11 protein-coding genes and 1 pseudogene are annotated in these 17447 nt (G+C 61.2%); 2 read left to right on the top strand and 10 right to left on the bottom strand.

Going from position 1 to position 17447, the window contains the following annotated elements; all coding sequences use genetic code 11:
• Positions 1–444 precede the first annotated feature (444 nt).
• The 3 genes from ACOZKU_RS24325 to ACOZKU_RS24315 are packed head-to-tail and all read right to left on the bottom strand — an operon-like array spanning position 445 to position 4252.
• The gene (locus ACOZKU_RS24325) at positions 445–2697 is read right to left on the bottom strand and encodes a xanthine dehydrogenase family protein molybdopterin-binding subunit (RefSeq protein WP_421581040.1); all 2253 of its coding nucleotides are present in this window, start codon (positions 2695–2697) and stop codon (positions 445–447) included.
• A gap of 17 nt (positions 2698–2714) precedes the next feature.
• Positions 2715–3731 (bottom strand): FAD binding domain-containing protein, encoded by a 1017-nt coding sequence (locus tag ACOZKU_RS24320; RefSeq protein ID WP_421581039.1) that lies wholly within the window; start codon positions 3729–3731, stop codon positions 2715–2717.
• Entirely contained in the window at positions 3728–4252 is a 525-nt protein-coding gene (locus ACOZKU_RS24315) for a (2Fe-2S)-binding protein (protein WP_421581038.1), read from the bottom strand. Before ACOZKU_RS24315 ends, ACOZKU_RS24320 begins: the two co-directional genes overlap by 4 nt.
• 432 nt (positions 4253–4684) lie before the next feature.
• On the opposite strand from ACOZKU_RS24315, the gene ACOZKU_RS24310 reads away from it, so the two are divergent.
• Positions 4685–5002, top strand: a complete 318-nt coding sequence (locus tag ACOZKU_RS24310; RefSeq protein WP_421581037.1) for a hypothetical protein — start codon at positions 4685–4687, stop codon at positions 5000–5002.
• Between the two features lie 27 nt (positions 5003–5029).
• On the opposite strand, the gene ACOZKU_RS24305 is transcribed toward ACOZKU_RS24310, so the two are convergent.
• The 5 genes from ACOZKU_RS24305 to ACOZKU_RS24285 form a co-directional block, all read right to left on the bottom strand.
• Positions 5030–5320 carry a hypothetical protein gene (locus tag ACOZKU_RS24305; protein WP_421581036.1) on the bottom strand — a complete coding sequence of 97 codons (291 nt, stop codon included), beginning with the start codon at positions 5318–5320 and terminating at the stop codon, positions 5030–5032.
• Between the two features lie 211 nt (positions 5321–5531).
• A complete protein-coding gene (locus tag ACOZKU_RS24300) occupies positions 5532–5708 on the bottom strand; it encodes a hypothetical protein (protein WP_421581034.1) in 177 nt (58 codons plus the stop codon).
• Positions 5709–6052: 344 nt separating this feature from the next.
• A complete protein-coding gene (locus ACOZKU_RS24295; protein ID WP_421581033.1) occupies positions 6053–8221 on the bottom strand; it encodes a putative bifunctional diguanylate cyclase/phosphodiesterase in 2169 nt (722 codons plus the stop codon).
• Positions 8222–8860: 639 nt separating this feature from the next.
• A complete protein-coding gene (locus ACOZKU_RS24290) occupies positions 8861–9478 on the bottom strand; it encodes a flavodoxin family protein (protein WP_421581032.1) in 618 nt (205 codons plus the stop codon).
• Between the two features lie 674 nt (positions 9479–10152).
• The gene (locus ACOZKU_RS24285) at positions 10153–13743 is read right to left on the bottom strand and encodes a TonB-dependent receptor domain-containing protein (RefSeq protein WP_421581031.1); all 3591 of its coding nucleotides are present in this window, start codon (positions 13741–13743) and stop codon (positions 10153–10155) included.
• Positions 13744–14150: 407 nt separating this feature from the next.
• On the opposite strand from ACOZKU_RS24285, the gene ACOZKU_RS24280 reads away from it, so the two are divergent.
• Positions 14151–16724 carry an AMP-binding protein gene (locus tag ACOZKU_RS24280; RefSeq protein ID WP_421581030.1) on the top strand — a complete coding sequence of 858 codons (2574 nt, stop codon included), beginning with the start codon at positions 14151–14153 and terminating at the stop codon, positions 16722–16724.
• A gap of 143 nt (positions 16725–16867) precedes the next feature.
• On the opposite strand, the gene arr is transcribed toward ACOZKU_RS24280, so the two are convergent.
• Both arr and ACOZKU_RS24270 read right to left on the bottom strand, forming a co-directional pair.
• On the bottom strand, positions 16868–17281 hold the full coding sequence (arr, locus tag ACOZKU_RS24275) for an NAD(+)--rifampin ADP-ribosyltransferase (protein ID WP_421581029.1): 414 nt from the start codon (positions 17279–17281) through the stop codon (positions 16868–16870).
• Between the two features lie 62 nt (positions 17282–17343).
• Positions 17344–17447 (bottom strand): annotated as a pseudogene (locus ACOZKU_RS24270) (AAC(3) family aminoglycoside 3-N-acetyltransferase); the annotation flags it as partial.

Raw genomic sequence — 17447 nt, 5'->3', positions numbered from 1 at the left:
TTTCCCGAAGACGCCGCTGCGTCTTGTCCGAGCGAATGCGATCCTGCCGCTGGATCGCGTCCTTCCCGAGCCCTGCGGTCCGAGCGATCTCTTCGCTCGTGGTGCGCAGGGCACTGGCGATCTTACGCGGCGAGAAAAGCCCGCCATCGGAATATTGGGCGAGGCCCATCTGAAAACCCTCCGTTCGATACGCCAACGATTGTGACGCAATATAGCGTCAGAATTCGTGGAGTTCAATGAGGAGAGAAGGGGGAGGAGATGAGAATCAGAGAAAGATGCCGCTCGCAGATCAGGCGAACTGCTACACAAGCCCACAACGGCGCCTCGTACTCCCGGCTGTCGTCCTGCGCAGAGCTGAAGTATCAAGTGGAGATGAACCGACGATCCCCTTGTTTCCCGGCGCGAGGTTCGGTTGTCGCGCGTGGCAACCCCGCGCAGCGAGGTTCAAGAAGTAATTTCGCCTTCGAGAATCTTTTCGATCGTGATCGGTAGATTGCGGATGCGCTTGCCCGTCGCATGAAAGATCGCATTTGCCACAGCGGCGGCAACGCCGATGGTGCCGATCTCGCCGACACCTTTGACGCCGATGGCGCTCGCCTTGTCGTCCTCCTCCTCCACGAAGATCACGTCGATGTCACGGATGTCGGCGTGGGCAGGGACATGGTACTCGGCAAGGTTATGGTTCATGATGCGACCTGCGCGGTGATCGATCAGGCCTTCTTCATGGAGAGCCATGCCGATGCCCATTACCACCCCGCCGAGAATCTGGCTACGAGCCGTCTTCGGATTAAGGATCCTACCGGCGGCGATTGCGCTGACCACGCGCGTGACACGCACGACGCCCAATTCCTTGTCAACCTTGACCTCGACGAAGACTGCCGAATGGCTATAGGAGGCATATCGTTTAGCTGCCGACTTGTCCGGACCGACCTTCGCGTGTTCTTCGATTGCATCGACACCTGCCGCAGCAATGATGTCGGAAACCGAGATGCCGATCTCATGATTGCTCTTGAGGACGAGCCGACCATCGGAAATTTCCACCTGCTGTAGGCTTATCTTGGCGAGCGGTGAGTTCTCCATGCGCTTGGCATGGTCAAGGAGTGTGTTAATGACGGCCTTCGCCGCCGCCTGCACGGCCGAGCCGGTCGTAGCCGCCGTCCGTGAGCCACCTTCAACGCCAGTGGTGGGAAGATCGGATTTGGCGATCTCCACTGTCACGGAATCAATCGGGCAATCGAAGGCTTCCGCGGCGAGCTGGCCGAGGATCGTGTAGGTTCCGGTCCCGATGTCGGAGGCGGCCGCTCGGACGGTTACCTTGCCGCTAGCTGTCAGGCGGACCTTTGCCTCGCCTTTCGACATCGAAGCCTCCCAGACTCCGCCGGCCATGCCCCAGCCGACGAGATCGTTGCCGTCACGCATGGAACGTGGAATGGGTGAACGCTCCGCCCAGCCAAACCGAGCCGCGCCTTCACGATAGCAGGCGCGCAGCGCCTTGGAGGTGATGGCTTTGTCCTGGTTCTGGTCGTGGTCGACAAAGTTGCGGATTCTCAGCTCAAGCGGATCGATACCGATCGCGTGGGCGAGTTCGTCCATGGCTGCTTCGAGCGCAGTAACGCCGGTCGCCGCGCCCGGAGCACGCATATCGCCCGGTGTGGCGAGATGAAGTTTGGCGATCTCATAGGAGATCTTCACATTGTCGCATCGATAGGCAAGGCCGGACCAGTTCGCGACATTCTCCTGGTAATCTTCGTAGCGGGACGTGGCGTGAACCGCATGATGCAGGACCGCTTGCAGATGACCATCGGCATCGGCCGCCAGCGAGACGGTCTGCATGCAGGTGGGGCGCCAGGAGAGATAGAACATCTCACGCCGTGTCATCTCGACCTTCATCGAGCGGCCCAGATCGAGGCTCGCCATGACAGCGAGAAAGAGTTGGTGCTTCGGCCGCAGTCCCTGCCCGAAAGCGCCGCCCACGAAATCGTTCCTGACGATCACGTTGCCGGGATCGAGGCCGAAGACGCTGCAGACATAGTCGTGGCTGTTTTGCGAGCCCTGTGTCTTGTCGTGGATGGTGAGTGCGCCATCGCATTCCACCACCACCGTCGTGGCGAACAATTCCATCGGGTTGTGATGCTCGCCCGCAAGAAAATAATCGGCGGAAATCCTGTGTGGGGCACTGGCGAGAGCGGCATTGGCATCGCCGCGTGGCGGCGGCGGCATCATCTCCTTCATGCGGGGAACCGGCGGTTCGTAGCTTTCATGCAAAGTTGCTTCGAGCTCGGTCTGCGGCTCCTCTGCCGCATAGCGCACAGTCACGAGGCTGGCCGCATCGCGCGCGGCTTCTGCATTTTCGGCCACGACCAGGGCGACCGGCTGGCCGTCGAAGAGAACGCGGTGGTTTTCGAGCGGTCTGAAGGGATGACCGGGCAGGGCGACCGCATCCTTCCACTTGCTGTCCCTGTAGGCCGCCGCTGGACGGTTCTGGTGGGTATAGATCTTGACGACCCCGGGAATGAGCTCGGCCACCGTCGTGTCGATAGCGAGAATACGGCCGTTGGCGATCGTCGAAAGCACCGCATGCCCGAACAGCATGTCCGGCGCGAAATGCTCCGCGGCGTATTTGGCCAAGCCGGTCACCTTCAGCGGACCGTCGATGCGTGAGACGGGTATACCGACGATTTTCGGATTGTTGAGCATCTTTCCCTCCTCCCGGCTTACTGGATCGCCTTGACCGTTTGGTTCTGCGACCTACCGTTCACGGCCTGGCGCAGCGCACGCACGACGGCGAGACGGGCGAGCGGGATCTTGAAATCGTTGTGGCCTTGACCTTTCGCCTGCGCCAGCAAGCGATCTGCCAGACGCGCGAAGGTTTCTTCCGCGGCGGGTGCGCCGGCAAATTCCGCTTCGGCAAGCTGGTCGCGCCACGGTTTGTGGGCAACGCCACCCAGCGCGACCCGCAGTTCGATGATCCGGCCCTCGGCAATCTGCACCGCTGCCGCGACAGAAACCAAAGCGAATGCGTAGGAGAGACGGTCGCGCAGTTTCAGATAGGTGTGATTGGCGGCGAAATGGTTCGCTTCGAGCCGGATGCCTGTGATGATTTCGTCGTGGGCAAGCGTGGTGTCCTTGTCCGGCGTGTTGCCGGGCAGACGGTGGAAGTCGGCAAAGGCAATCTCTCGCGCGCCATCAGGCCCCTCGACCTCAACCGTTGCATCCAGCGCGGCGAGGGCCACACACATGTCGGAGGGGTGGACCGCAATGCAGGCATCGCTTGCACCCAGGATGGCGTGAATACGATTGAGGCCGCCGACCGCCGCGCAACCGCTGCCGGGCTCACGCTTGTTGCAGGGCGAGGCCGGATCGTAGAAGTAATAGCAGCGTGTGCGCTGGAGGAGATTGCCACCGGTCGTGGCGGCATTGCGCAGTTGCGGCGAGGCGCCGGCGAGGATGGCGCTGACCAAAAGCGGGAAGCGTTCGCGGACGCGCGGATCATAGGCCACCGCCGAATTGCTGGCGAGCGCTCCGATCCTCAGACTGCCATCGGGCAGGTCGGCGATACCCTTCAAGGGCAACCGGTTGATATCGACCACGGTGAGCGGCTGGGCGACATCGTATTTGATGAGATCAACGAGATTGGTGCCGCCAGCAAGCAGTTGCGCCTGCGGATCCGCCACTAACGCGGCCACTGCATCGCCGATGGATTGAGCACGGGTATAGGCGAACGGCATCATTCTACGGCCTCCCGGTGGGATTCGCCCGGTCGGCTGGCAAGGACCTGCTCGATGGCGTCGGCGATGTTGGTGTAGGCCCCGCAACGACAGATATTTCCGCTCATCAATTCGCGGATGTCGTCGCGGCTATGCACATGGCCTTCCTCTAAGAGGCCGACCGCTGAGCAGATCTGGCCTGGCGTGCAATAGCCGCATTGGAAGGCGTCATGCTCTACGAAGGCTTGTTGCAGCGGGTGCATCCTGTCAGGCGTGCCGAGGCCCTCAATAGTCGTGACACTAGCGCCGTCGAGCGTCAGCGCGAGCTTGAGGCAGGAATTCATGCGTTCGCCGTCGATCAACACGGTGCAGGCGCCGCATTGGCCATGGTCACAGCCCTTTTTCGTGCCGGTCAGTTCGAGATCGCTGCGGAGCAAATCGAGCAGGGTCGTCCAGGGATGGACATCGAGATTGTAAGGGGTGCCGTTGATCGTCAGAGACAAGGGACAGGTGGGGAGGCGCGAGCGTGTGGGAGCGATGTCCATCGGTTCTGCCTTTCATTGCAGGGATAGTTGCTAACGGAGCGCTCAATGCATTGTTCCAAACCAAGGATCGGGTCGCTACCGGAGAAAGCGGCACAGCAGTTGAAGGCCAAGGGAAAGGCCTTCCGCGTCGATATATCGATGGCGAGTTATCGGCAGATGAGTTCGACGCCCTGCGCGACTTGGGCGCACTTATCGATCAGCATATGGAATAGCAAAGGGCCAGAGCCGCCGCTGGGCGTCGCTGAAGACGTTGTGCCAATGGTGGTGTTCCTCGCCTCCGACGAGACGCGCACGGCTTCCGGGGCACCTACGCGATCACCGCCGGTGACAGCGCCAACGGCAGAGCTGACGCCGCCCTGCCAATCTTGTTTTGCGCAACGTGAGCATTACTTTTTTAAGCAGTAGCGTGGTGCCTCGTGCGCCGAGGTGAGCATGAAGACGATCGCGGATGTCATCGCCGAACTGACGGCGGCCGCCGAGGAGGTTTCGACCCTTTCGGAAGGCGAGAAGCTTCGTTTGCTCGGCCGCGCCTATGTCACGATCAAGGAGGGCTGGGAGCTGGTTGGCGAGCCGACCAGGCTTCAAGAGAGCGTCGAAGCGATGGATCTCATCCAGGCCGGCGGCATTCCCCTGCATTTCTACGACGACGAGATGAAGGCGATCCTGCTGGAAGCTGTAAAGGTGGTGCGGCAAATCGAGAAGGCGATGAGCGTCAAGGAAGCCGAAGCGTCGCCGAAGCATGGCCGATGACGCGGCGGACGTCGCGTGGGGTACCGACTACTCCGTCACGTAGGCCGTGCCCTCGTTTGCTTTCGCAGCACGTAGGTCATCGTCGGTGATATGGAGGAGATTGTTGGCGGCCGCGCCGTAACGATCATATTTGTCGCTCGCGATCCGTTCGAGGGTCAGCCTATGCTTCTTCAGCAACCCGACCGGACCGACTGGAGCCGGATCGAACGATTGCAATGTGCTGGCATAGACGAAAACGTCGATCGCCGCTCCATCTGTCGTCTGCATGGGCCAGAACAGACCGAGTTCCTTTGCCGCCGATGCGCTATTCTTCCTCATGAGGGGCATTTCGTTTCCTGCATGTCTATGTGACGAGAAGGCTCTGATCTCCTGATCCATCCGCTGGTGACGGATGGGCGGTCCTGATGTGGCGCGCGACGACAGGAAGTCAATTGCCGCCTGACCAACGCGGTTCGCAATGGCAAAGGGCGCTCGACCCTTTCGGGGAGCGCCCTTCGGACCCGGCAAACTACGAAAGCGCGATAAGACATCATCGCTGCAGGCAGTCATCGATCACGGGTGTTGACCAATAGGTGAGAGGAGCCTGCGTGAACTTCAAGGCCTTCCAGAGCGTATTCTCTCGAACCGGCATACCAAGCGTCGCAGACGCCGCAGCCGTCATCGTCAGGCGCCCGCCGAGGCCGGGGCTCTGACTGAGCACCGACATGGCTTCAATCCCTGGCGCAGGTAAAGGACACGAAGAACTCCTGGCGCAACCCCCGCTTTTCCACTTGCTTTCGGCCGAAGAAAGGATGTTCCGCGCCGCAATAGGCGCTGGATTCCTCGCGAAACAGCAAAGTCGCAGCTCAAGCTGAAGACGAGACGCGCGAGCACGCGGAGGCCGATAGCGCACTTGCTCCGTCTGGATCCGCTTCGTCGTGTCTTGGCTGTTCTGGATCTTGATACGAATTTAAGCTGTCCGCAATCGCCGCTGCGCGATGGCGGGGGCCGAGTCGCGATTATGGGCTTCGTCGAAGCGCAATGTGACGGATTTTGTGCGGGCTGGTATAGTCAGCTTGCCTGTGCAGACGACGAAACGAAGTACCGGGATGTTATGTCATTGGCAGGAACGGGTTTGCTAAAGAGATATCCTTGCAGCTTCTCACAGCCTGAAAGCCGAACTGCCGTCGCCTGCTCCTCTGTTTCTATCCCTTCGGCGGTGACCGGCAGCGATAGAGCGTTTGCAAGAGCCACAGTGGCCTGCAGCACGGCCCCGGCATTGTCGTCGCGGTTCAACCCTGCAATGAGCGAGCGATCAATTTTCATGCTGTCGAAACCGAATTCCCGCAGTGTGCCGATACTCGCATACCCGCATCCAAAATCGTCGAGAGCGATTTTGACGCCGAGAGCGCGTAGTCCGTCGAATGCACGCTTGGCTTGGCCAGGATTTGATATGAATACCCCCTCCGTGACCTCGATTGTCAATCGCGCGGGATCAAAACGGGACTCTGCAAGAGCGTCTTTTACTTGGCGGCAAAAATAGGGGTTTCTTAGTTGTAGCGGTGAGACGTTGACCGCAATCCCGATATTATGCCACCGCATGCCTTCGCGAAGGGCCGTTTTTAGGACCTGCAGGCCGAGTTGATCGATTAAGCCAGCCTTCTCCGCCACTGGAATGAAGACGTCCGGTGGAACCGACCCGCGTATGGGACTAATCCAGCGGGCCAAAGCTTCCACGCCGCTGAGCCTACGTGTCGACGCGTCGACTAGTGGCTGGAAAACGACGCTAATCTCGTTTGTCTTGAGCCCACGTCTCAATTCCTGCTCAAGTTCGGAATGCCTTCCAGCTTCTTCGTCTAAAGAGGGGTCGTAGTTGACCGCGATACCGCGTCCAAGGCTCTTGGCTCGGTAGAGTGCTAGATCTGCCCGCCTGAGAAGCTCGGTGCCCTCCTGCCCCTTCGTATCAAAACACGCCCATCCGACACTCCCACCAATCTCGATGATCCTGCCATCGATAACAAATGGCGTTGCCATCGTGTCGATGATCGTTCGGGAAAGAGCAATCGATCCGAGCTCAAGAGCAGACGTGTTCTCAACGACCGCGAATTCATCCCCGCCGAGTCGCGCCGCCGCCGCGGTGGTTGGAAGGTTGTTCAAGAGCCGCGCCGCTACCGCCTTTATGAGCTGGTCGCCGACGAGATGGCCCCACGCGTCGTTCACGGGTTTGAAGCCATCGAGATCGAGAATGTGTAAGATGGTGTGATATCCATCGTCGGAAGCCAGGGCCGCATCAAGCCGTTCCAGACATCCTGCCCTGTTCCAGAGACCTGTCAGTGCATCATGCTTGGCCTCGTACTGCGCCGCGCGCTCGCTGTTGAGAATCGCTCTCAAAAAGACAGCTCCACAAATGGCGACGGCTGCAAGCAGAGCCGTAAGAATGATCCCCGAAGCCAGTACAGTACGCCGCACCTGCTGATAGCTCGCTGAGCCTGGGTGTGCCGGCGGCCAAGTGACTCTCGCGATGTCCCGGCCATGGATGTCCAAAACATCAACGTGGAGCATAGCCTCGCTTCCGACGCTGTCACTTAACGTAAGGCCAGCAATATCGTAAGTCTCGGCAATCTCGGCCACAACACTCTGACTCAGCAGCTTGGCGAACACCAAAACCTTCGCGGCGTTCATATCAAAAGCTGGATGTTGCGATGGCTGTACCGCGGCGGCACCAATCAGAGCTATTCCATCCCGGGTGTCCACGAAAGCGACAGGAAGAGTTTTAGACGCATAGTCGGCGCCCCGTGCGGCCGCGACGACATCCGCGAGATTCCCGAGAAAAAAGCTGTTCGCGTCCACGTCGTTAAGTTCCGTTCCCTTATGAAACGCGATCAGTGGTGAGCCGTCAGCCTCAATCACGAGCGCTGTATCATAGAGCGGATAGTCTACCGTCGTGGCGCCCCAGTTTTCCGAAGCCCAGCTTTTGGCTCCTTCATTTTCCAACGATCTATAGGCGTCGTCCCAATACGCATTGTCTCTCACTGTAGCGCTAAGCTGCTTCTTCGACGCGGCTAATGCTGCCTTCGCGGCTGAAAGGGCACGCGCGTCGTCCATCTCATCCGCTGACGCCGCCATAAACCGGATCGAGCCAGACACAACATATCCCAGTCCGCCGAGTGTGAGCAGGATGGCTAGACTGGCAACGATGACGGTAAAAGGACGCAACTGAAGCCGTGGGCTGCTAGCCATAGACAATTCCGCAGAGCGAGAGTGGCCTCGGACATCGGGCAGCCAGACGGCATCATGCCTCGCGTCAAGCGCTGGAGCCCGGACAGTAGGTTGGCTTGCTGAAGGCAATGTTAAAAACTGTATGTACGCTAGCGTACCATAAGTGCCTCGCCAGAAGACCGCGCCCGGGCGCTCACCGGACGGCGCGAGCGGGCTCGAAATGGGCGCGGTAGCGTTTGCCGCGGCCCCTGTGGCGATGTAGTGCGTTAGCGGTGACCAAATGGCGGAAGCCACGATCCAACTCGCGGCAGTCGAGCGCCTGCGCCGCGCTTTTTTTGCGGGCACAGTGCGGAAGCTTCCGGCTGAACTTCGGGTCCGGTTGTCAGCAATCACGCATTCCGTCGGCCAGCCGACCGGATAGTCGCTTCGGGCTTGTGGCGACACCCTCGAGAATGACCTTTGCAAGTCTTTGCTGGCGGTCAGGCTGGCGCCGAATTCCGGCTCACCGGAAATTGCGGTTCAAGGGTGAGGGAGGATCCCCCTAAGGATCGTCTTGGTGAGTATCGTAGCGGCTTCATCGTAATCGTTCGCTTTCAAAGTGCGCGATCGACCTGCAGCCAAGTCATTTGCGGCTTCCTATGTCTTCTCTCACCGGCATGATCAGTCTTTTTCACCAGGATAAGGCTGCGCCTTCAAGAGGTAGGCAACGTGCACCGTGTTCCGGGCAACGAGATCAAGCGTAGTCCGCACGACATCGGGAATCTCATCCAGATCGACAAAATTGTCGGAGCCCATCGCGTCGCCCACCCAATAGGTCACGGCGTTGGCCGGAATGGTGAAACCAACATCGTTCAGCGCCTGATACAGTTCGGCCGAAACGTGATGTGCGCCGTCTTCGTTGCCGACGACGGCCACGGCGGCGACCCGTCCGTAGGAAATCATGCGACCCTTATCGTCCTTTTCCTCGAGGAACGCGTCCATTCGCTCCAGAGCCCGTTTGCAGACACTCGACGGCTGGCCCATCCAGATCGGCGTGCCCATGACGAGAATATCGGCATCGAGAATCTTACGACGGATCCCCGGCCACGCGTCTCCGTCGCCCTCGTCGGACGTGACACCCGGCTTGATGTCGTGGTCGGCGAGTTGAAGGAATTCCGTTTCCACGCCCAGTGGCTTCATGCTGGCGGCGAGAAGCTTTAACATACGATCCGTGGAGGAAGCGTCCTCGGCGGCTTTTGTCTTGAGAGTGCAATTAAGGGCCAGCGCAGTCAGGGTCATGGTCGCCTCGTTCGTTTTAGGGGCGAGGACCGAACCGCTCGGTCTACCATTTGTTCCCGCTCTTGCCGCATGGTTCCGCGCACCGAAGCATGTCAAGTTGGCCAGCGCCACGAAGGCTCGCCGGTGCATAGGAGGCCCAAGAAGGTTCATATCCGGCCTCAAGGTCTGCCGGTTCTCCAGCGGGATATGCATCTCGTTGTAGAGGATCCGTGCAGCAACGGAGGCGCCATCGCCCGGCGAGATGGAGGGAGACAAGCCACCGGCGTCAACCGAAACGCCTCGCGGAGATCTGGGCAGCCATTAATGCGGCCCGCTCGAGGGCGGGGCAAGTCAAGACCCATGCAGCGCCCAATGCATCTATGATTTCTTCGGTTCCGTTGGCTGCTCGGAAGCCGCTTGCGCAGGCGCATCGCCCGCAGAGCCAAAGCCTTCTCGTGCCGTACCTTTTGTTCTGCCGCAGCCATTGCTTCGACGAGCTCCTCCGTTTTGTTGAGGTCGCCCCAAAGCGAGCCGGCACGGCGGGGCTCGTGTTCCGTAATTAACCTCCTCATAGGGACTTTCGCTGTTCACTTTTCACTCCTGCCAGGCTCTAGGAGCAGCACGAGATAGGTATTCAGCCGTATTGGACGAAACGATCAACGTAGGTCACGGGAGCTTAACTTAACCAACAATCGTCAGAAATTGGTGCGCATTACAGCAAGAACGCTGCGTCGCGGACCGGGCACTTCGTAGGCCATGTCGACATGGTTGTCGAAGATGTTCAACAGCGTCAGGCCGAGTTCGAGATGCCCCGTCGGCGATTTCCAGGTCAGCGCCGCATCGGTCGTCGTGTAGTTTTCGACATTGACGAAATAGGGTCCGAAGACTGGGTCGTAACCCTTGCCGCCCACGCGCTTGCCGATGAAATTCTGCGCAAGGCTGAAGGTCACGCGTGAGGGGTGGACATAGGTAAAGCCGATCTGCGCGAGATAATCGGGCACGAGGGGAACCGGTGTGTCGCCGCCGATCAGCGGGGTCGTGTCTACGCTATCGTTCCATGTGAACGAGCCGAACAGACCCAATCCTTCCCCGAGCCAATAGTTCGCGCTGACATTGACGCGGTCGATTTCGCCGGTCGCAGTATCGAAGAGGCCGGAGAGACTCGGGATGCCGAGGCTCAGGCCGTCGAACCTTACATGCTGGTAATCGACGGAAGTGAAAAAGCGCTCGCTCCATTCCGCATCCCACCGCAGCATGACGGTTTCCTTCTCGCCTTCCATGAAGAGCGGAATATCGAGCGGCACCAGGCCGCCGGTGGAAACGGGCGAGAGTGTCTGATTGACGGGGTATTGCGTATCGCGACGATAGGCAGCACGGAGCCAATGGTTTTCAACCGGCGTCCAGGCGACGCCGAAGCGCGGGTCTATGGCCTCGAGCGTTTCGCTGCTTAGTGAATCGAACCAGGAATAGTAGGCGCCGGCCTGAAGCTTCAGGTCGTCGGAGACGTCGAAGGTCGCGTCGGCATAGAGCCGCGCCGCCTTTCCCCCCAGGGGGTAGCCGTATTCCGCGATCAGATCGCCTGCCGGTTCGTTGAAATAGCGCGCAACGTTCCACGAGGTGTTGTCGTACAGTTCCGCGCCGTAGCGCACGGTGAACGGACCCAGGCCGAAGAGATGGCTTATGCCCCCGCTGAGTCCCCGGTTCTTGGATGTCTGTTCGAAGCTGTAATCGCCATTGACGGGGTTGATGTCATAGCTGATGCCTTCGTAGTGCTCCATCGACGTGCTGTTTTCATACATCGCGAAGGCCTGAACGATGTTCTTCTCCGAAATCGTGTGGCTCCAGCCCCCGCCGATCGTCTTTCGCTCGCTGCTGAAACGATCGTTCAGTGGGTCGTAGAGCTGGCCGGGATAGCCGATCTGCGTGTCGATGAGATCGCCGAAGAGAAAGACATTGTCGGCCAGGGTCGGGCGCAGTCCGATTTCGAAGGCGCCCCCATCGAGATCGCTTCGGTCGTTCTCCCGCACGCTTTCCGGACGGGAGAACTGGCCCATGACATTGTAGCTGAACGGAACGACGTCGTAGTTGGTGCCGTGAACGTTGATGCCGCTGCTCCAGCCGGTGGCACCGGGCTGGGCGGAAAAACTGCCGGTCAGCGAGGTTTCCATGAACGCGCGGCTTTCGAGCGCGTTGGCGCGCTGCTGCGCCGCGACGCTCATCGGATCGAGCAGGAAGTTCTGAATGTTGGTCGGCAGGCGCACGGACCCAAGCGAGTAGCGGTCAAGGCCGCTCGGCGGCGTCGAAACGAAGGGATAGACCTGACCGGCGGCCTGCTCGTCGTCATAACTGGCGCCGAGGAAAGGATCATAGGCCCGCGCCTTGTGGTATTTTCCCCATTCCGCTAGGCCGATGTTTTCGAGCGCATCGCCGAGAACCGAGGACGCCTGCCGGTGCACGTCATAGCCGGAATAGTAGCCGCCGCGCGCCTGGCGGCGGCGTAGGGCTTCGCGCGCGCTCTCGATCGCTTCGTCGGCGCGGAACTGGTCGATGGCGACCCCGGCGCGGATCATGGCGATCGTCGGATCGTCCTTGTCGAAGCGGTCGGCATTGTCGAGCGCCTGTTCGGTCTCCGCGACGGCCCCGCTCTGGTAGCTGGCGATGGCCAGGCCGACCAGGGCATCGCCGTAGGTCGGGTTGATGGCCGCCGCTTCCAGAAGAACCTTCTTACCCTCCTCCGTCTTGCCCATGCGCAGGAGATAACGCCCCTTGGCGGCAAGCACCGCATAGGTGTTGGGGTCCAGCGCCTCGGCTGCGTCGAGCTGGCTCTTTGCCGCGGCCATCTGCTCGTGGCTCATGAGAAACAGGGCGTAGTTGGTTCGGACGGCGATATTGTCAGGGTTGAGCGCGACGGCGCGGCGATGGGCGGCGTCCGCCTCCATCGTGGCGTCGCGATCGCTCTGGATGCCGGCAAGATCATCCCATGCGGCGTCGTTGCCCGGGGCGATCTCGACGGCGCGTTTCAGGTCGGCGAGGGCGCCATTGATATCGCTCGAAACGGCGGACAGATAGCGGGCATTCGTCGTGAGATAGCCGATGTCGTCGGGATCGATCGCCCGGGCGCGGTCGAGGGCGGCGCGCGCTTCCTCGCGCCGGTCGAGCTCGAGCAAAAAGCTTGCGCGCATGGCCGTCAGGCCGGCGTCGTCGGGAAATCGCACCTCCGCCTTTTCCAGAAGGGCGATCGCCTCCGCCTGGCCCTGCAGGTGGGCGACGACCGAGGCCTGGACGGAGGCTTCACCTGCGGTGGCCGGGGCGCGGGTAAGATAGGACGGCGCCTTCTTCGTATCGGGATCGGCGAGCGATGCGGCGACCCATTCGCCATAGTCGGCCATCACGCGCCGTTCACCGGAAAGTCCGGGCCGCGCCTTGTGAAACAGCCGGATCGCTTCATCATAGCGCAGCGCGTTACCGGCGATCATCGCTTCGACCAGCGTCACGCGTGCTTCCATCCCTGCGGGAAGAGGGCGCGGCAGATGCGAGAGGGCCTCCTCCGCCGCCTCGCGGCCATCGGCGCCCAGCGCCAGTTCGGCGAGCTTCAGCCAGTCCTCCCGGCTGCGCGACGCTTCCGGCTTGTCGAGAAGCCGCCGCCGGTCGCCGCGCGCGTCGATCGTATCCTCGCCGGAGATCGGCAGCGTGATGAACAGGCCGCGGATTTCGCCATAGAGCAGGATCTGCTCGCGCTCGTCGAGATTGACCAGCACATATTTGCGCGGAGCTTGCCCGAGCGTCGCCACGGCCCCTTCACCCTGGTTGACGGTGACGCTGCCCTGGGCGTTGCTGAGTTCCACGGTGCCTTCGAGCACGGTGAGCGTGGTGCGATTGCCGTTTGTGTTGAGCGCCCAGTCGGTGCCGCGGATGGCGGCTGCTGCGGCCGGCGTATCGATGACGATGCCGCTGCCGCCGCGCTCGGCACGGCCCCAGATCGTGCCGCCTTCGAGATTCAGCAGGCTATCGGAGCCGCCGCCGATCTTGCGCACGCGCAACACGGTCTCGCGCGCCATGCGCACCAGCGTGTTGTCGGCAAAGCGGATGGCGAGGCTGCCCAGCGCATTGGTGCGCAGCGTGTCGCCGGCCAGCAGGTCCTGGTTGACCTCGACGCCGCGCCAGTCCCTGGCCTCGACGAACTGCACCTCTTCGCCGGACTTGCGCTCCACGACGGAGCCGTCTGCGGCGGAGACGCGCGGGAGCACGTCGGCAAAAGCCGGCACGACACCCACAACGAAAGCCATGGCGGCTACGCTCAGCCTCAACGCGCACATGAATTCTTGATGGTTACTCAAGTCGACTTGTCCGTTATTTGGACGCCTTTATTGCGCAGCGGGATAAGCAATTCCTCAGGGCACTTTTGCCCGCCGCGACGCTGTCGATATCATAGAAGTCCATGGCGTTGTATGCCGAACCCAACTTCTTCCTGGACCTAAGGGCAACGGTTTCGGCGGCTCGGCGACACATCGCGGAGATGTGAAAGAGATCCGCCAAGCTCGTGAACGCCAGCCAAGAGACAAGAAATGCGGCCCACCAATTCACTTTGAGTACAGCGCGGCTGGGCATGGTGAATTCTTGATCGATATCACATTAAACTATGCGCGAGCCCATGCGACCGCAGTCGGCGCATTCTTCGTGAGGCGTACGGGCGATGTCGCTGTCTTTCATCCAGGAATTCGAGGCGCGAGGCGACAGGCCGGCGCTGGTCTTTTCCGGCCACCGCATCGTCACTTACGCGGAACTGGCCCGGCGCGTCGTGAGCCGCGCCGCGTTGTTCGGTCCGGGACGCCGGTTGGTGGCCATCGAGGCAGGGACCTGCGAGCACGCCATCGTCTCCTATCTCGCGGCGCTCGCCGGCGGCCATGTCGTCGCGCTGCTGCCGCCTGGTCAGCCGGCGCTGCTCGATCGCTTCCGTGACGATTTCCGGCCGGGAACCACCTGCCGGTTCGTCGACGGGCGCTGGCGGACGGATGCTGATATTCTTCTCTCCTCCGAGCCGCTGCATGCGGATCTAGCCTTGCTGCTCTCGACATCCGGCTCGACTGGCGTCAGCAAGAGCGTGCGCCTTTCCGCCGGCGCGCTGGAGGCGAATGCCCGCGCGATCGCCTCCTATCTTGAGCTTTCCGACGCCGACTGCGGGCTTTTGATGCTGCCGCTGCATTATTCCTACGGCCTTTCGGTGCTCAATTCCCATCTCGCGGTCGGTGCCAGCCTGTTCGTGCCGCGCTGCCAGGTGCTCGATGCGGGTTTCGCCGAGGACCTTGCGGAGCACGGCGTCACCAATATCGCCGGCGTTCCCTTCAGCTTCGAACTCTTCGAGCGCATCGGGTTGCGCGAGCGGCACGTGCCGCTGCGCTTCATGACGGTGGCCGGCGGGCGGCTTTCGCCCGATCTTGTCGACCGCTATCGCCGGCATATGGCGGATCGCTTCTTCGTCATGTACGGCCAGACCGAGGCGACCGCCCGCATCGCCTACATTCCCCCGGACCAACTCGTCGGCCACGAGGACCGCATCGGCGTGGCCATTCCGGGCGGCCGGCTCTCGCTTGTCGGAGAAGATGGGGAGGAGATCGACAGGCACGGGGTTTCCGGCGAACTCGTCTATTCCGGCCCGAATGTCATGATGGGATACGCCACTACCCGCGCCGACCTCGCGCAAGGCTACGCGATAAGAGATCTGAAAACCGGCGACCTTGCCGAGCGCACCGAGGACGGTTTTTTCCGCATCGTAGGGCGCCTGAAGCGTTTTTCCAAGATCGCAGGACTGCGCATCGCCCACGATGCGATCGAGCAGGGTTTTGCACGAGACGGGCTTGAGGTCGTTGTCACCGGCACGGACGGGCGGCTGACGGCCTTCTTTACCGGCGCGGCGCGGGAGGAGGAGGTGCGGGCAAAACTTGCCGGCGCGAGCGGGCTCACCCTTCTGCATGCGGCGGCCCGCCGCATTCCGGCCTTTCCGCGCACGGCGAACGGCAAGATCGACCATACGGCGCTCGCCGCCTTCTCGATTCGGGAGGAGCCGGCCAGCGGCGTGCAGGAGGCGTTTCGCCGGGCCTTCTTCCCCAGGACGATTGCCGATACCGACAGTTTCACCACGCTTGGTGGCGATTCATTGCGTTTCGTCGAGCTCTCGCTCGAGCTGGAGCGCACACTCGGCTCCCTGCCGGAAGGCTGGGAGCGCATGATGGTTGGCGCGCTTGCCGCGCGCGAACCGCAGGCGGCGGCAAAGCCCCGCATCGGTATCGATATCCCGTTGCGCGTCATCGCCATCCTGCTCGTCGTCGTCCATCATGAAATGCTTTGGCCCATTCCGGGCGGTTCGGCATTGATGCTGGTGCTGGTCGGCTTCTCGCTGGGACGCTTCCAGCCCGGCAATTTTGCGCGTGCCGACCGCAAGGCGCTGCTACGGCCGTTGATGACGGTGCTCGTGCCCTACGCCGGACTTCTGGCTGGTTATGCCGCAGTCTGGGGGGAGGTGCCCTGGGCGTCGGTCTTCCTCGTCGGAAATTTCGGCTTTGCCGATCCCGACCGGCACAACATGCTGCCCTATCTCTACTGGTTCGTGGAACTCTTCACGCAGATATCACTAATCTTCACCGGGCTCTCCTTGCTACCGAAGGCGCGGGCGGCGGTAGCGCGGAATCCCTTCGGCGCAGGGCTTTGCGTGCTGGGACTGGCGGTCGCGGTGCGGTTCGTCGCGCCCTTTTTCATCGATATCGGCAACCGGCAGATTTTTACGCTCTACTGGAACCTTTATCTCGTCGCTCTTGGCTGGTCCGCTTACCATGCGCCGTGGCCGCGCAGCCGGGCGCTGCTGACCGGCTTTGCGGCGGCGTTATTCTTCGTTCTCGGCTTCGTCGACGGGGTGTGGATCGGCACGACGATCAAATATTCCATCGTCTTCGTCGGTTTCCTCATGCTTGTGCATGTGCCGTCGCTCGCCTTGCCGCGCTGGCTCTTCGTCGGACTGATGCCGGCGGCGGCGGCGAGCTACCATGTCTACCTATTCCACCGCCTGGTGCCGGACGTGATGATGGTGCCGCTGCACGGTACCGCCATCACGCCGGCTCTTTTCCACGTCACGGCTATCGCCGGCGGGCTAGCGCTCGGCATTGCGATCTGGTTCGTCCAACGCATGCTCATTCGAGCCCTCTCGACCTGGCGGGCTGACGCTCAAGGCCAATTTGGGCAAGGGCTTAAGGGCGTTTCCTCCTCGTCCTCATGAGTCGGCGCAAGGGACCTTGGTGCTTTAACAAGCAAAGGAGTGAGAAGATATACGGCGGGGAACTGGTCGTGCCGATCATATAGGTGCGGCTCATCAACTACGGCAGCGCAACTAGGTGCTGAAGCCACCGCCGGCCAGCGACGTTAGTCGATGATCTCCGCGCCTTCGGCGTTCAGACGAGCGAGGCCCTCCTTCATTTCCCGCAGCCGCTCGGGCGTGTGGGCTTGCCATTTCGTCACTTCGGCGATTACGCGCAATGGATTGCATGAGCGGTAAGACAATGTCGGGTTACCGGGAAATTTCTTGTCCGTCAGGTTGGGGTCGTCCTCGACGGGACCGGTCGGTTCAACGACATAAATTCTTTCCTTTTCGGGGCCATCCGCTAACTCCGCGCCCCAGATCGCGGCATCGAGTGTGCCTGTGAAATACACCCACGACAGGGGCTTCGCGTCCGTGAAATTCGACCGGTAGCCGACGGTGATCAGATCGCCGGGCGCGAGATCAGCTTTGGTTCCATGAAAGAACGACTGGGCAAACATGGTTGCGGTAGCAGACATGGATTCCATCCTTTGATTGTTAAGGCTTCTGTCGAGTGTCGGGGGGACGCACATGGTCCGGATCAGGGCGAGCCAAAGTGTCGTTCAAGATAGTCGACACCGAACGAAACGATATCGCGCGCATCGAATAAATAGCATTGTGCGTCACCGACCGGGCCTTCCCGAT

This window comes from Shinella sp. M31 (assembly GCF_049199205.1).
GTDB lineage: Bacteria > Pseudomonadota > Alphaproteobacteria > Rhizobiales > Rhizobiaceae > Shinella.
Note: the sequence above shows the minus strand (reverse complement) of the source record. Positions and strands in the feature narration are given on the sequence as shown.

What these genes read in the sequence shown, in the direction of transcription:
- ACOZKU_RS24285 (WP_421581031.1), bottom strand. Translation starts at nt 13,743, where the DNA reads ATGGCTTTCGTTGTGGGTGTCGTGCCGGCTTTTGCCGACGTGCTCCCG.
- ACOZKU_RS24290 (WP_421581032.1), bottom strand. Translation starts at nt 9,478, where the DNA reads ATGACCCTGACTGCGCTGGCCCTTAATTGCACTCTCAAGACAAAAGCC.
- ACOZKU_RS24305 (WP_421581036.1), bottom strand. Translation starts at nt 5,320, where the DNA reads ATGAGGAAGAATAGCGCATCGGCGGCAAAGGAACTCGGTCTGTTCTGG.
- ACOZKU_RS24280 (WP_421581030.1), top strand. Translation starts at nt 14,151, where the DNA reads ATGTCGCTGTCTTTCATCCAGGAATTCGAGGCGCGAGGCGACAGGCCG.
- ACOZKU_RS24300 (WP_421581034.1), bottom strand. Translation starts at nt 5,708, where the DNA reads ATGTCGGTGCTCAGTCAGAGCCCCGGCCTCGGCGGGCGCCTGACGATG.
- arr (WP_421581029.1), bottom strand. Translation starts at nt 17,281, where the DNA reads ATGTCTGCTACCGCAACCATGTTTGCCCAGTCGTTCTTTCATGGAACC.
- ACOZKU_RS24325 (WP_421581040.1), bottom strand. Translation starts at nt 2,697, where the DNA reads ATGCTCAACAATCCGAAAATCGTCGGTATACCCGTCTCACGCATCGAC.
- ACOZKU_RS24295 (WP_421581033.1), bottom strand. Translation starts at nt 8,221, where the DNA reads ATGGCTAGCAGCCCACGGCTTCAGTTGCGTCCTTTTACCGTCATCGTT.
- ACOZKU_RS24315 (WP_421581038.1), bottom strand. Translation starts at nt 4,252, where the DNA reads ATGGACATCGCTCCCACACGCTCGCGCCTCCCCACCTGTCCCTTGTCT.
- ACOZKU_RS24310 (WP_421581037.1), top strand. Translation starts at nt 4,685, where the DNA reads ATGAAGACGATCGCGGATGTCATCGCCGAACTGACGGCGGCCGCCGAG.
- ACOZKU_RS24320 (WP_421581039.1), bottom strand. Translation starts at nt 3,731, where the DNA reads ATGATGCCGTTCGCCTATACCCGTGCTCAATCCATCGGCGATGCAGTG.